The 13,278-nt window shown below is 69.7% G+C and carries 12 protein-coding genes; 6 read left to right on the top strand and 6 right to left on the bottom strand.

Translation table 11 applies throughout. The features are described 5' to 3' along the window. The first annotated feature begins 61 nt into the window (after window positions 1-61). From H6726_24225 to H6726_24205, 5 genes are all read left to right on the top strand, one after another. Entirely contained in the window at window positions 62-1,456 is a 1,395-nt protein-coding gene (locus tag H6726_24225) for a wax ester/triacylglycerol synthase family O-acyltransferase (GenBank protein MCB9660774.1), read from the top strand. Window positions 1,457-1,619: 163 nt separating this feature from the next. Continuing rightward, entirely contained in the window at window positions 1,620-2,327 is a 708-nt protein-coding gene (locus tag H6726_24220) for a hypothetical protein (GenBank protein MCB9660773.1), read from the top strand. A gap of 101 nt (window positions 2,328-2,428) precedes the next feature. Next, window positions 2,429-2,899: a hypothetical protein gene (locus tag H6726_24215; protein MCB9660772.1), complete on the top strand. Its 471-nt coding sequence runs from the start codon at window positions 2,429-2,431 to the stop codon at window positions 2,897-2,899. A gap of 22 nt (window positions 2,900-2,921) precedes the next feature. Beyond that, a complete protein-coding gene (locus H6726_24210; GenBank protein ID MCB9660771.1) occupies window positions 2,922-3,887 on the top strand; it encodes an NAD(P)-dependent oxidoreductase in 966 nt (321 codons plus the stop codon). A 129-nt stretch (window positions 3,888-4,016) separates the two neighbouring features. Continuing rightward, a complete protein-coding gene (locus H6726_24205) occupies window positions 4,017-5,597 on the top strand; it encodes an AMP-binding protein (GenBank protein MCB9660770.1) in 1,581 nt (526 codons plus the stop codon). Here the strand turns inward: H6726_24205 and H6726_24200 are convergent. From H6726_24200 to H6726_24175, 6 genes are all read right to left on the bottom strand, one after another. Then, a complete protein-coding gene (locus tag H6726_24200) occupies window positions 5,564-6,382 on the bottom strand; it encodes a sterol desaturase family protein (GenBank protein ID MCB9660769.1) in 819 nt (272 codons plus the stop codon). The genes H6726_24205 and H6726_24200 overlap by 34 nt on opposite strands. Before the next feature lie 60 nt (window positions 6,383-6,442). Further along, the gene (locus H6726_24195; protein MCB9660768.1) at window positions 6,443-7,126 is read right to left on the bottom strand and encodes a hypothetical protein; all 684 of its coding nucleotides are present in this window, start codon (window positions 7,124-7,126) and stop codon (window positions 6,443-6,445) included. A 52-nt stretch (window positions 7,127-7,178) separates the two neighbouring features. Beyond that, the gene (gene msrA / locus H6726_24190) at window positions 7,179-7,829 is read right to left on the bottom strand and encodes a peptide-methionine (S)-S-oxide reductase MsrA (GenBank protein ID MCB9660767.1); all 651 of its coding nucleotides are present in this window, start codon (window positions 7,827-7,829) and stop codon (window positions 7,179-7,181) included. 17 nt (window positions 7,830-7,846) lie between these two features. Next, complete coding sequence (locus tag H6726_24185) at window positions 7,847-8,176, bottom strand: hypothetical protein (protein MCB9660766.1); 330 nt, start codon at window positions 8,174-8,176, stop codon at window positions 7,847-7,849. 134 nt (window positions 8,177-8,310) lie between these two features. Beyond that, window positions 8,311-9,255, bottom strand: coding sequence for an alpha/beta hydrolase (locus tag H6726_24180; protein ID MCB9660765.1), 945 nt, complete (start codon window positions 9,253-9,255; stop codon window positions 8,311-8,313). 52 nt (window positions 9,256-9,307) lie between these two features. Then, on the bottom strand, window positions 9,308-11,482 hold the full coding sequence (locus H6726_24175; GenBank protein ID MCB9660764.1) for a molybdopterin-dependent oxidoreductase: 2,175 nt from the start codon (window positions 11,480-11,482) through the stop codon (window positions 9,308-9,310). A 69-nt stretch (window positions 11,483-11,551) separates the two neighbouring features. On the opposite strand from H6726_24175, the gene H6726_24170 reads away from it, so the two are divergent. After that, window positions 11,552-13,192, top strand: a complete 1,641-nt coding sequence (locus H6726_24170) for a hybrid-cluster NAD(P)-dependent oxidoreductase (GenBank protein MCB9660763.1) — start codon at window positions 11,552-11,554, stop codon at window positions 13,190-13,192. Window positions 13,193-13,278 lie beyond the last annotated feature (86 nt).

Below are 13,278 nucleotides of genomic sequence, written 5' to 3'. Positions count from 1 at the left end.
GCGGGACGTCGCGTGGCAGGTTGTGGCTGAAACTTCCGCGCGGACGAGGCAGACTCGCGCCGTGGAACGCCTCTCCGGTCTCGACGCCTCCTTCCTCTATCTCGAGACGCCCAAGATGCACATGCACGTGGCCATGGCCGCGGTGCTGGACCCGGCCAACATGCCGGGGGGCTACAGCTTCGAGAAAGTCCAGAACCTCATCGAGAGCCGCGTGCACCGGCTGCCCGCGTTCCGCCGGCGGCTGGTGGAGGTGCCGTTCGAGCTGCACCACCCCGTGTGGATCGACGACCCCGACTTCGACATCATCCGTCACGTGCGGCGCGTGGCCTGCCCCGCGCCCGGGGGGCGCCGTGAGCTGGGCGAGATCTGTGGACGCATCGCCAGCACACCACTGGACCGCTCACGCCCGCTGTGGGAGGCGTGGGTCATCGAGGGCATCGAGGGGGGGCGCTTCGCCGTCATGACCAAGGTGCACCACGCGGCGGTCGATGGGGCGACGGGCGCGGGTCTGCTCGTGCACCTCTTCAGCCTCGACGCCAGCGAGGCCGCGCCTGGCCCCGCGACGACCCCGACGTTCCGGGGTGAGGGCGTTCCGTCGCCCGTGGACATGCTGCGCGAGGCGGTCGTCTCGCGGGTGAAGCAGCCGGCCGAATTCGTGCGCTTGGTGGCGCAGACCGCGAGCGCCGTGGCAGGGGTCGCCAAGCAGCGGCAGGAGGCCGACGCCCTGGTGGGAGGCACGCCCCTGCGCGCGCCGCGCACCAGCTTCAACGGAGCGCTGAGCGCGCGGCGCAACGTGGCCTTCGCGCAGCTGCCCCTCGAGGGGCTCAAGCGCGTCAAGGACCGCCACGGGGTCAAGCTCAACGACGTGGTGCTGGCCGTGTGCGCAGGGACGCTGCGCCGGTACCTGGAGGGGCGCGCAGAGCTGCCTGTGGATCCCTTGGTTGCCGTGTGCCCCATCTCCGTGCGCTCCATGCGCCCCGGGCTCGGCAGCAATCACGTGTCGGGCATGTTCACCTCGCTAGCCACCGACATCGACGACCCGGTCGAGCGCCTGATGGCCATCAAGGCGGCCACCATGGGCGCGAAGCACGAGCATCAGGCGATTGGCGCCGACATGCTGCAGAGCTGGGCGGAATTCGCGGCGCCCACCACCTTCCACTTGGCGGGGCGCTTCTACTCGCGCCTGCGCCTGGCCGACAAGCACCGCCCCATCCACAACCTGGTCATCTCCAACGTGCCCGGGCCACAAGTCCCCATCTATCTGGCGGGCGCACGCCTGGTGGCGGTGTACCCCATGGGCCCGGTGATGGAGGGCGCGGGGCTCAACATCACGGTCATGAGTTACGACGGGCACGTGGACTTCGGGTTCATGGTCGCCGCCGACCTCGTCCCGGATGTGTGGTCGATGGCGGCGTTCGTGCGGCCCGCCTACGAAGAGCTGCGCACCGCGCGCTGACGTCAGGTGCGCCGCCCGCGGGTGTTCGCGCCGCCGCCGGATGGGTGGGGCCGTGGACCCCGCGGCCAGCGCGCCTGCCCGCGGGCCGTTACGCGACGCGTCGGTGTTCGCCAATAACGCTAACCGTGCGCGCGTCCGCGGTTCTGCTAGCGTCCCGCGCATCATGAAGACCAAGCTCTACATCTACTGGCCCGCTGGGATGGAGTTCTTCACCGTCGCGCTGGCCTGCATGCTGGACACCAGCGACCCCAGCGTGCACTTCGCGCTGCACTTCGACCCGGCGCAGTGGATGGCGATGCTGCTCTCGCCGTACTTCCTGGTGTGTGTGGCCGCCGCGAGTTTCGGCATGTGGAAGCTGCACCAGATCTGGAAGGTCGGACCGGCGTTCTCCGACACCGACAAGTTCGCCATGGTGTGGTTCCTGATGAACGCGTGCTGGTACCACACGGGCTGCGACGTGATGTCCGGTCTGTTCCAGGTCATGCCGAACCTGCGTGACGCCTACGCCGTGTCCAACGCCAACCACGACTTCCCGATGCACGACCTGCACCGCATCGCGCTGGACACCGTCTACTGGCTCGAGCTGCTCATCCAGCTGCCCATGTGTCTCCTCGTCGTGGCCCTCTATGCGAAGCGTTCGCCCGCGCGTCCCGTCGTCGAGGCCGTGCTGTGCGCCCTACACTTTGCGGGCACGTGGGCCTACTACGTTCCCTACCTGCTGATGGGCGAGACCAGCAACCCCATCGTCTCGAACATCGACCGCACGGTCGCGCTGGCGTGGGTCATCGTCCCCGCCGCCCTCGCCTGGCGCGCCATGAAGCAGGTCATGGCCATGGCCCCCGCGAGCGCTGCCTCGGCGACGTCCGAGTAGGGGCGAAACTTGGTCCGCCCGTCGGTACGTGGCTTGGCAGCGGGGTCCCGACGATGGTACCAATGCGGGAGAGCGCCCGTCGGCGCCCACTTGGAGATGGCATGCGGAGCTGGCTGATATTGGGAGCGTTGGCGTTCGTCGTCAGTGGCGGGCTGGGGCTCTCGGCGTGTGCGGACGGCGTGTTCCTCGAGGGAGGAGCGCCGGAGGACCAGGTGGACATGGGGGCCCCGGACCTCGGTCAGCCGGATCTGGGTTCACCCGACACTGGCTCTCCGGACATGGGCGAGCCCGACAGCGGTCCGCCCGACATGGGGCCTCCGGACATGGGGCCGCCGGACATGGGGCCCGACCTGGGGCCCTGCAACGGGCAGCCCACGTGCTGCGGCGACGGCATCGTCCAGGCGAGCGAGGAGTGCGAGCCCGGGCTCCCCATCGGCAACCCCGACCGCTGCCCCGTCAACCCAGGCACGGACTGCAACCAGATGAGCGGCGTCATGTGCATCGAGGGCAACAACTGCCTCCGCCGCTGCGTCCCGCAGAACCTGCTGAACCCGGCCCAGATCTGCCCCTGAAGGGAACACCATCGTAATGCTCGTGATGCTGACAGGGGCCTTCGGGAACCTCGGGATGGCTACGGCCGAAGCCTTGATCCGCGCCGGCCACGATGTGCGCGCCCTGGACCTCGACACCAAGCTCAACCGCAAGCGCGCGGCTGCCCTGCAGAAGCTCGCTACACGGTCAGGGCAGAACCTGGACGTGCGCTACGGCGACATCCGCGACGTCACGTACGTGCGCCACGCCGTGCTCGAGTGCGACGCGGTCATCCACCATGCCGCGGTGTTGCCTCCCACCACCGAGAGCGCGCCCGAGCTGGCGCGCGCGGTGAACGTGGGTGGCACAGAGTGTGTGCTGCGCGCCATCGAAGACAACCGCACACCGCCGCGCCTCGTCTTCCCGTCCAGCGTGAGCGTCCACGGGCCGCGCTTGCACGAGCGCCCGCCCGTGCGCGCCAGCACGCCCACTCAGGGCACGGACGAGTACACGCGGGGCAAGATCGCGTGCGAGACCATGATCCGAGCTTCGCGCGTGCCGTGGGTGATCATGCGCGTAGGGGTCTCGCCCGACCCGGGCGCCACCAGCGTGACCCTCGACACGCTGCGCATGCTGTTCCGCATCTCGCCCAAGAACCGCCTCGAGTACGTGCACCGCGACGACGTCGCGCGCGCGTTCGCGGCCGCCGTGTCGTGCGACGAGGCGCTGGGCAAGACGCTCATGCTGGGCGGCGGGAAGGGCTGCCGCATCACGCACTACGACCTGATGCAGGCGCTCTTCGACGCGCTGGGCCTGGGCCACGTCCCGTTCGAGGCGTTCGGTGACGAGAGCTACTACACGGACTGGATGGACACGGACGAGGCGGAGCGTCTGCTGCACTTTCAGGGTGGGCGCTTCGAGGACTACGCCGCCGAGCTGAAGCAGCGGATGGCCCCCGTGCGCCTGGGGCTACGTCCCGGGCGACGCGCCGTGCGCTGGGGCTTCCTGTCGCTGGTGCGCCCCCGCTGACGGTCGCGCACCGGCGCCGGTGTGATGCGGCCCTTCCGTTCCGTGCGCCCGCTGTAACAAGTTCTATTTTTTCGGTTCCGCGCCTCCACAAAGGGCGATTCCGGGCTATGGTGCGTCCCCAGGATGACCATGAGCGCGAACCACCTCTTCGAGCCGACGTTGATGCCCCACCTCATCATCGACGGGCTCAACCGCTACCACGACCGCCCCTGCCTGTACCTCGGCGACGAGATGCAGACGTATCGGGAGGTGCGTGAGAAGACCAGCCAGCTGATCCAGGCGCTGAACAGCAAGGGCATCGGCAAGGGCTCGCGCACGGCCATCATCTCGGCCAACCGTCCCGAGGTGCTGCACAACATCGCGGCCGGCTCCATCGCGGGCGTGTGCGCCACCGCCCTGCATCCGCTCGGCTCGCTCGACGACCACGCCTACGTCATCGAGAACGCGGGCATCGAGACGCTCATCTACGACCCCACCGCGTTCGATGGGCTGGCCAAGGCGCTCAAGGAGCGCGTGCCCACGTTGAAGAACCTGCTGGCCTTCGGCCCCACCGAGGTGGGCGAGGACTACTGCGCGCTGGCGGCGACCTTCGAGCCCAAGCCGCTCGTGGCCGCGGACATCACCGCCGAGGACCTCAACACCATCGTGTTCACGGGCGGCACCACGGGGCGCCCCAAGGGCGTGCTGCAGCCGTACCGCTCGGGTGCGTACATGACCATGGTGCAGATGGCCGAGTGGGAGTGGCCCGAGGAGATCCGCTTCCTCGTCGCCACGCCCCTCTCGCACGCGGCGGCCGCGGTGTTCGTGCCCACGCTGCAGCGCGGCGGCGCGCTCTACGCCACCAAGGGCTTCACGCCGGACATCTTCTTCGACACCGTCGAGAAGCACCGCATCACCACCACGTTCCTGGTACCGGTCATGGTCTACGCGCTGCTCGACCATCCGCGCGCGAAGACGGCCGACATCTCGTCGCTCGAGACGCTGTTCTATGGCGCCTCGCCCATGTCGCCCGCGCGCCTGCAGCAAGGTGTGGAGCAGTGGGGCCAGATCTTCTTCCAGTTCTTCGGGCAGTCCGAGGCGCCCATGGTGCTGACGCACATGAAGAAGAAGGAGCACGACCTGAGCAAGCCCGAGCGCTTCTCGTCCTGCGGTCGGCCCGCCCCCTGGGTGCACATGGCCCTGCTCGACGACGAGGACAAGCCCGTGCCGGCCGGCGAGGCGGGCGAGATCTGCGTGCGCGGCCCGCTGGTCATGAAGGGCTACCACGAGCTCCCGGAGGAGACGGCCAAGGCGTTCTCGGGCGGCTGGCTGCACACGGGCGACGTCGGTCGCCTGGACGAGGACGGGTTCCTCTACATCGTGGACCGCAAGAAGGACATGATCGTCACCGGCGGGTTCAACGTGTTCCCGCGTGAGCTGGAGGACGTCATCTCCGCGCACCCGAGCGTGGCCATGGTGTCGGTCATCGGCGTGCCCGACGAGCGCTGGGGCGAGGCCGTGAAGGCCGTCGTCGTGCTCAAGCCCGGCGTCGAGGGCACGCAGGAGCTCGCCATGGAGCTCAAGGAGCGCGTGAAGGAGGCCAAGGGCTCGGTCCAGACGCCGAAGTCGGTCGACTTCGTGGACAAGATCCCCCTCTCGGCCGTGGGCAAGCCCGACAAGAAGGCGCTGCGCGCGACCTACTGGGGCGACCGCGCCCGCTCGGTCAACTGACGCAGCTTGGCCTCCACGGGCAGCGGATACAGCAGCTGCCCGGGGAAGGTCTCGGGGAAGGTCTCGATGCCCTCGAAGCCCAGCCGGGCCGGGGGCTCGTGGGGCACGTAGGCCGTGCCGAACAGCCAGTCCCAGACCGACAGCGTGATCCCGAAGTTCTTGTTCACGGGGCCAGCGTCGGGGTGCACGTGGTGCCAGGCGTGCATGGCCGGGTGGTTCAGCACATAGCCGAGCGGCCCGATGGGTGCGCGCAGGTTGGCGTGCGTGAAGTGCCCCACCGCGGTGTTGAACACGGCCAGCGCGAAGCGCACCTCGGCGGAGAAGCCGAAGAACGCGAGCGGCAGGTACTGGAGCGTCCGGTACACCACGATCTCGAACCAGTGGAAGCGCAGGTTGCCCAGCCAGTCGAGCTCCACGATGGCGTGGTGCACCTTGTGGAAGCGCCACAGCAGCGGGACGCGGTGCAGCAGGTTGTGGATGCACCACTGAGCGAAGTCCATCGCGACGAGGCCCACGCCGAACTGGAGCGCGGGGGCCCAGCCCGCCGCGACGGCGCGGTGCAGGTCCATGCCCAGGTGGTCGGACGCCAGCCGATCGACGACGCCCGCGAGGGGGTTTGCCGCCAGCGCGAGCACCACCGCCAAGAAGTGCCCGTTCCAAACCACGTAGAGCAGGTCGCGGACGACGCCCCGGCGCAAGACGCGCTGCGCGGAGTAGCGGGGGCGGGCCCGCTCGAGCAGGGCGAACGCCAGCGAGATGCCAGCCAGCCATGCGGGGTAGCTCATGCGCTCACCCCGCCGTCCGCACCCACGCCCAGGGCGTGCCCCGAGCTCGGGCGCGGAGCCTCAGAACGCAATCGAGATACCCGCGTTCATGACGAACTGCAGGGTGCGGTACTTGAGACCATCCTCGCGGAACCCGTCGCGACGAAAACCGTTCTCCAGCAAGAACCCGAAGCGCTCGTTGATGAACAGCTGTGCACCCAGCAGCAGGCCGACGCTGACGCCCACCTGCGTGTCCCAGCCGGGCTGGTCCGCGAAGTAGAGGCTGAGCCCCATGGGCACCGAGACGTAGACCTCGAACGGGTGGCCCGAGAGGTCGAACAGGTAGCGACCCTTGGACCACACCCCGAACGTGAGCGTGTTGATGCGAAACCGATCGCCAATCAGCAGCGGGTCCAGCGTGAGGACGTGGAAGTCCACCATGGGCCCCAGCACGAAGTACTCATGCAGGGGGATCTCCACGCGCAGCCCGAGGCCGCCGCCGACGCCGGCGTCGTCCGACGCGCTGCCGCCGTCACCACGCACGCGCCAACTTCCGCCGCCGCGGAGGACGCCGTAGGCGTTGAGGCGAATCGCCTCGGTGGGGCCGGACGTGGTGACGCCGCGCCCGTCGCCGACCAGCTGCACGGGCGACTGCGCGTGGGCCTGGGAGGTGCCCAGGAGCAGCACGACGGTGGTGAGGAGGCCGAGGAGAGGCGCGCTGTGACGCGAGGCGTGAAGGCGCAGAGCGGATTCGCGAAGTGACATGAGACGGCTTTCCGGGTTGCAAGTGGAGAGCGAGCGGGGGCCGGTCCGATGGCTAGACCGTGGGGCCCACAGGGCAGGAGACCCCCGTGCCACCGAGACCGCAGTAGCCCCCTGGGTTCTTGCCGAGGTACTGCTGATGGTAGGACTCGGCGTAGTAGAAGGGCGGGGCGTCGAGGATCTCGGTGGTGATGGGCCCGTACCCCGCAGCAGCCAGACGCGGCGCGAACGCGTCTCGTGAGGCGAGCGCGGCGCGGTGCTGCGCCTCGTCGTAGGTGTAGATACCCGAGCGATACTGGGTGCCGCGGTCGTTGCCCTGTCGCATGCCCTGGGTGGGGTCATGGCTCTCCCAGAAGACCTTCAGCAGGGTGTCGTACGACACGCGGGCCGGGTCGAAGACCACCAGCACCACCTCGTTGTGGCCTGTCTGTCCAGAGCAGACCTCGTCGTACGTGGGGTTGGGCGTGTGCCCGGCCGCGTAGCCCACCGCGGTGCTGACCACCCCGTCCGTCTGCCAGAACTTCCGCTCGGCGCCCCAGAAGCAGCCCAGGCCGAAGAGCGCTCGCGCGCTGCCCTCCGGGAAAGGGGCCACCAGTGGCGCTCCTGCGAGCACGAAGTGCTCCTGCGGAACGATCATCGGGGTGGTCCTGCCAGGCAGGGCCTCGTCCGGGCTCGGGAGGGTGAGCTTCTTGTGACCGAAGAACATGACCGGAGTGTAGGCGCTCAGGGGCTGGCCGGACACTGCTCGGCGACGAGCCGCTCACTCGCCTCGAAGCAGCCACCGACGGTGCCGCACTCGGCGCAGTCGTAGCGCACGCCGTTGCGGCGGAGATAGCAAGTGGCGTTGTCCTCGGTCATGCATACCTGGTAGGGCTGTCGTGACAGGTCGTTGCACGTGATCGTCGAGTTCGTGCAGCTGTCGTTCCCCGCGTCGCGGTCTTCGAACATGATGTCAGGCGCGCCTTCGCCCGTGTCGCTGCAGCCGATGGAGACCGTCGCTGCGGCGGAGAGAAGCAGAGTCGCGAGGGCAGAGAAAGTGCTGTGGTGTCGCATGGGAATTCCTTGGAGAGGGAATTGCCGGAATTCCGGCCAGAACACAATCACCGAACGCGGGTAGGCACCGATCCGCTGCCGCCATGGGTGTGGGCGCTGGCACCCACGGGCGCGCCCACGGCGGGTCCGCGCCACTACGCGCGCGTGAGGAACGGGAGCGCCGCGTCCAAGAAAGCGTCCGGCGCGTCGACGTGGGCGAAGTGCGAGCCTCGCGTCAGCGCGACGAATTCCGCTCCCGGCAGGAGCGCCCGCAGCCGGTCGCCCACGCGGGGTGGCACCATCGGATCGCGCGGCGCGTACATGAGCTGGAGCGGGATCGGAAAGCGCTCGCCTCGCGCACGACGCGTCTCGAGCTCGCCTGTGAAGCGGGCCATCTCGTCCACGTCGAGGGTCTCGCGCAGGATGCGGAAGAACGCGTGGCGCCCCTCGAACGTCCGCAGCGGCGCGGCGTACTCGCGGGTCTCTTCGCGCGACTTCAAGGTCTCGTCGAAGTAGTGCACGTTGCGCTGTACCCAGAGCTCGGGATGCAGGGCGATGGCGCGCTGCAGCACGGCTTCGCTCAGCGGGAGCCCGAGGGCCGCACGCAGCAGGTGCAGGCGCGGCAGGGGGATGCCCGGCGAATGCAGGTTCACCAGTCGCGACAGCGCGGCGGCGTCGTGCAGGGCCAACCGCATCCCCAGGTAGCCGCCCAGCGAGTTCCCCACCGCGGCGCAGCCTCGGATGTCGAGCGCGTCGATCAGCTCGGACAGGAACTCCACGTAGCGCTCCGGGTGATAGGAGCGGTCTGGCATGGCGCTGCGCCCGCTGCCGGGGAGGTCTGGCACGTATACGGTGAAGTGCCGTCCGAGTGGCTCGAGCACATACCGAAACGAGTAGCTCGAGGTCATCAGGCCGTGCACCAGCAACAGCGGCGGTCCCTCGCCCGTGACGCGGCAGTGTACCCGCACGGGACCGAACGCGCGTGTCTCCAGCTGCAGCTCGCGCGCCGGCGTGCTGGCGTAGGGGTGGGGGAGGCGAGGGCGCTCCGGGAGCTCGGAGAAGCGCAGCTGCTGGAATGGGGCGCGGAGTGTCGGGCTCATGCTGTTCTCTGGAGACGTGCGGCTGAGGGGCTGGTGGTTGCGCTCGCGAGGCTCACGGCGCGCTCACGATCTCGACCACGATGCCGTTCAGCTGTGCCATGCCGGACAGCGGCTCCAGCGCATCGGGGCCCGTGCGCGCCAGCAAGTTCACGTTCTGCCCATTCGTGGCCGAGGCCACGCGCAGTCCGTCGGCGTCCTGATGGCCCCAGCCGTGCGGCAGCGCGACGGCGCCCGGCATCATGTCCTCCGTGATGGCGACTGGCAGCGCGATGCTGCCCACCTCACTACGCACCATGGCCATGTCCCCGTCGCGCAGTCCGGCCGCGAGTGCGTCCTCGGGGTGCATGTAGACGTAGTTGGTCGTGTGCCTTCCACGCACGAAGCGCGGGACGTTGTGCATCCAGCTGTTGTGGCTGAGGGGCTCGCGCTTGCTGATCAGCTTGAGCCGTGTGCGTTGCGTCAGCTCGCGCTCGTACGCGTCGGGCAGCTCGCGCGCCAGGGCCACGAGGTCCCGTGGGGCCAGCTGCACGCGACCATCGTCCGTGACCACGCGTGTGCCGAGGAAGGTGCCGCCAGCGTGGGGTGGGCGCAGCACGCCGTGCGGTGTGGCCCGATGGCTCCGTCGCGACCCCTGTCGCGTGGCTCGCAGCACCACGTCCAGCAGGCGCTCGTGGGTGAGGCCGACCGTCGCGCCAAAGCCAGGCACGCGCCCAAGCTGCTGCCACGTGCGCAGGACCGTCGCGAGGCCGCGCGAGCCGAACAGCGGCGCGTCGCATGCGTGGGCGAGCTGCAAGAGGATGTCCACCTCGTCGCGCTGCTCGCCCTCGGGCGGCAGTACGCGCTCGCTGTACTGCATGAAGGGGGTGGGGGACGCGCCCATGAACGACTGGAACACGAACGGGATGTTGGGGCGCTGCAAGGCCGTCGTGCCAGGTAGCACGTAGTGCGCCAGCTGCCCGGTCTCGGTGCGGAAGATGTCGACCGTCACCAGCAGCTCCAGCTCTCTCAGGGCGCGCGTGAGGCGACCCCCCGCGTTGGGTACCGACAGCACGGGGTTGCCGGACAGTACGAACAGACCGCGCACCTGGCCGGGGCCGGGCGTGAGGATCTCGTCGGCCATGATGCCCGCCGGGAAGCTGTCCACGCACGACGGGAGGTCCCCCACGCGGCTGCGGTCCGGGCGCATGGTGTTTCCGGCCTTGCGCAGCGTGCGCATGAGGTCCGGCACGATCGGCTGCCCCACCAGCGTGCCGCCCGCGCGATCGAGGTTCCCGGTGATGGCGTTGATGACCTCCTGCAACCAGAAGGCGAGCGTGCCGTGGCTGCCCTGGTTCACGCCCGTGGAGCAGAACAGCGCGGCTCCGTCCGCCGCGAGGTAGGCGCGCACCAGCTCGCGTAGGACGTCAGGGGCGATGCCGGTCACCTGGGCCGTTTTCTCCGGAGGCCACGCGCGCGCGAGCGGCTCGAGCGTCGCGAAGCCGCTCATGTGGCGCTCCACATGGGTACGGTCCACGCCGTGCTGCAGGACCTCGTGCAGGAACGAGAGGTAGAAGAACACGTCGGTGTCGGGGCGGATGAAGACCTGCTCGCCGAGCTGCCGCGCGCTCTCGGTCCGACGCGGGTTGACGAAGACCACGCGCCCACCACGGCGCACGATCGCCTCCAGCCGGCGTACGGGGTCCGGCAGGTGGATGAAGCTCATGCGGCTGACGACCGGATTGGACCCGACGCAGACGAGTAGCGAGGTGCGGTCCACGTCCGGGTAGGGCTGCACGAACGGGAAGCCGTACATGCGCTGCGCCACGACGAACTTGTTGTTGCAGTCCTGAGAGCCCGTCTGGAAGAAGTTCTTGGTGCCGAGCCCCTGCGCGAAGCCGGCCGCGAGCATGGGCGCCAGGAAGCTGAAGCTGATCGGGTTGCCCAGGTACACGCTGAGGGCGTCGGCTCCGTGCGCTTCTCGCAGGGCCCGCGCCTTGTCCCCGATCTCGCGTAGCGCCTGCTCCCAGGAGATGCGCACGAATTCGGCGCCCACACGCTTCTGCGGATACACCAAGCGGTCGGGGGAGTGCTGGACCTCGCGCATCGCGAGGCCCTTCACGCACGCGTAGCCGCGACTGGCGACGTGGTCGCGGTCGGGTTCGATGCGGGCGATGCGGCCGCGCTCGACGTGAACGGCCAGGCCGCATGTGGCCTCGCAGATGTTGCAGGTGGTGTAGTGGACCGGCACGCGCGCAGCGTACCACCCAGGGACTTTGGCTTGGTCACGAAGCACCCGCGTGATACCTCGGGGGAGTCGATGGCCAAGCAAGTACCCCGCCCCCCCGCCGCCGATCTGCCCTTCGCCATCCTGCTCTTCGTCGCAGGCGCCGACGACGAGATCGACGCCCACGAGGTCGAGGTGTTCCAGAAGCTGAGCGAGAACCGACGCTGGTGTCAGAGCCCGGCCGTGAGCGCGCTCATGGAGGCCGTCGACGGACGCTACTCGACCCTCTGGGGACAGCATCGGCGCGGCACGTTCGACGGTAGCCTGCGCGCGCTGCGGGGACGCTATGCCGCGCTCGCGACGGAACTCCCGGCGGACCAGCGCGTTGGGGCGCGCGCGGACTTCGCGCGCCTCGGGTGGTCGCTCGCGCGCGCTTCAGGGGGGGTGCTGGGTGTCGGGCGTGTGTCCAAGCGCGAGCGCGCCGCGTTGGCGGTGCTCGACGCGCTCGGCGAGGAGTTCTTGCCCTCGGAGGCCGAGGCGGCGCGGAGCGCGTCAGACGCCGAGGAGGGGGCGCTGGACACGCGCGTGTGGGGGGGGGAGCGCATCCATGTCCGCTGCGTCCAGACGCTCCGCGAGACGGCGGACTGCACGACGTTCCGGTTCGCCCCGGAGGAGCCGCTGCACTTCCGCTACGCGCCCGGGCAGTTCCTCTGCCTGGAGCTCGACATCGACGGGCAGGTCGCGCGACGCTCCTACACCATCGCCTCGAGCCCCAGCCGTCCGGACGTTCTGGAGCTCACCGTCAAGCGCGTGCCCGGGGGGGTGGTGTCCAACTGGCTGTGCGATCACATGCACGTCGGCGGGCGCTTGCTGGTCACGGGCTGCGCGGGGCACTTCACGTGCGCCAACACCAACGCCGAGCGCTTCCTGATGATCTCGGCGGGTAGCGGTATCACGCCCGTGATGTCCATGGCCCGCTGGCTGCACGACCGGGGCGACCCACGCGACGTGGTATTCGTCCACAGCGCGCGCTCGCTCTCGGACGTGATCTTTCACGACGAGCTCCAGCTGCTGGAGCGCCGCCACGCGTCGTTCCGCCTGGCCGTGACGCTCACGCGCGACCTTCCCCCGGGGCACGAGGGGCTCCGCGGGCGCGTGGACGCGGCCCTGCTCGCGCGCGTTGCCCCCGACTGGCAGCAGCGGCACATCTTCCTGTGCGGCCCCGAGCCCTTCATGAGGGCGGTGCGCGCCTCCGTGGAGGCAGCCGGATTTCCCATGGAGCACTACGCGGCCGAGAGCTTCGGAGCCTCTCCGGAGCGCGCCAGCCAAGTCACGACGCGCGCCTCCGCCAGCGCGCTCCGACGCATGCTCCCCGCGCCGCTGGGCGAGAGCTCGGCGGCCCCCGAGCTGCGCGCGCCGCGGCCGGTGCACGACGCCGCCCCCGTGGTGCGCGCCCCGCGAAAGACTGCCTCCGTGGTGGCGTTCGAAGGCTGCGCCCACGCGCCCGGGGACGTCGCGTGCGACGCGGGGATGACCGTCCTGGACGCTGCCGAGAGCGCTGGCGTGGACATCCCCTTCGCGTGTCGCAGTGGGGCCTGCGGGACGTGCCGCGTGTCGGTTCGAGGTGAGGTGCGCGTCCCGCCTGGGATCGGCCTGGGCGAGGCGGATCGCGAGGCCGGCTTCACCTTGGCCTGCGTGGCGCACCCCGTCGGGCGCGTCGTGGTCGACGTGTGAGCCCGCGGGCGGGCGCGCTGCGGTCGACGTGTGAGCGCGCGGTGCGCGGTGCGAGCGTGGGGCACGTGACGCGCTGCCGTTCGACG

Source organism: Sandaracinaceae bacterium (assembly GCA_020633055.1).
Taxonomy (GTDB): domain Bacteria; phylum Myxococcota_A; class Polyangia; order Polyangiales; family Houyiibacteriaceae; genus JADJJE01.
This window is presented reverse-complemented; position numbering and strand designations above follow the sequence as displayed.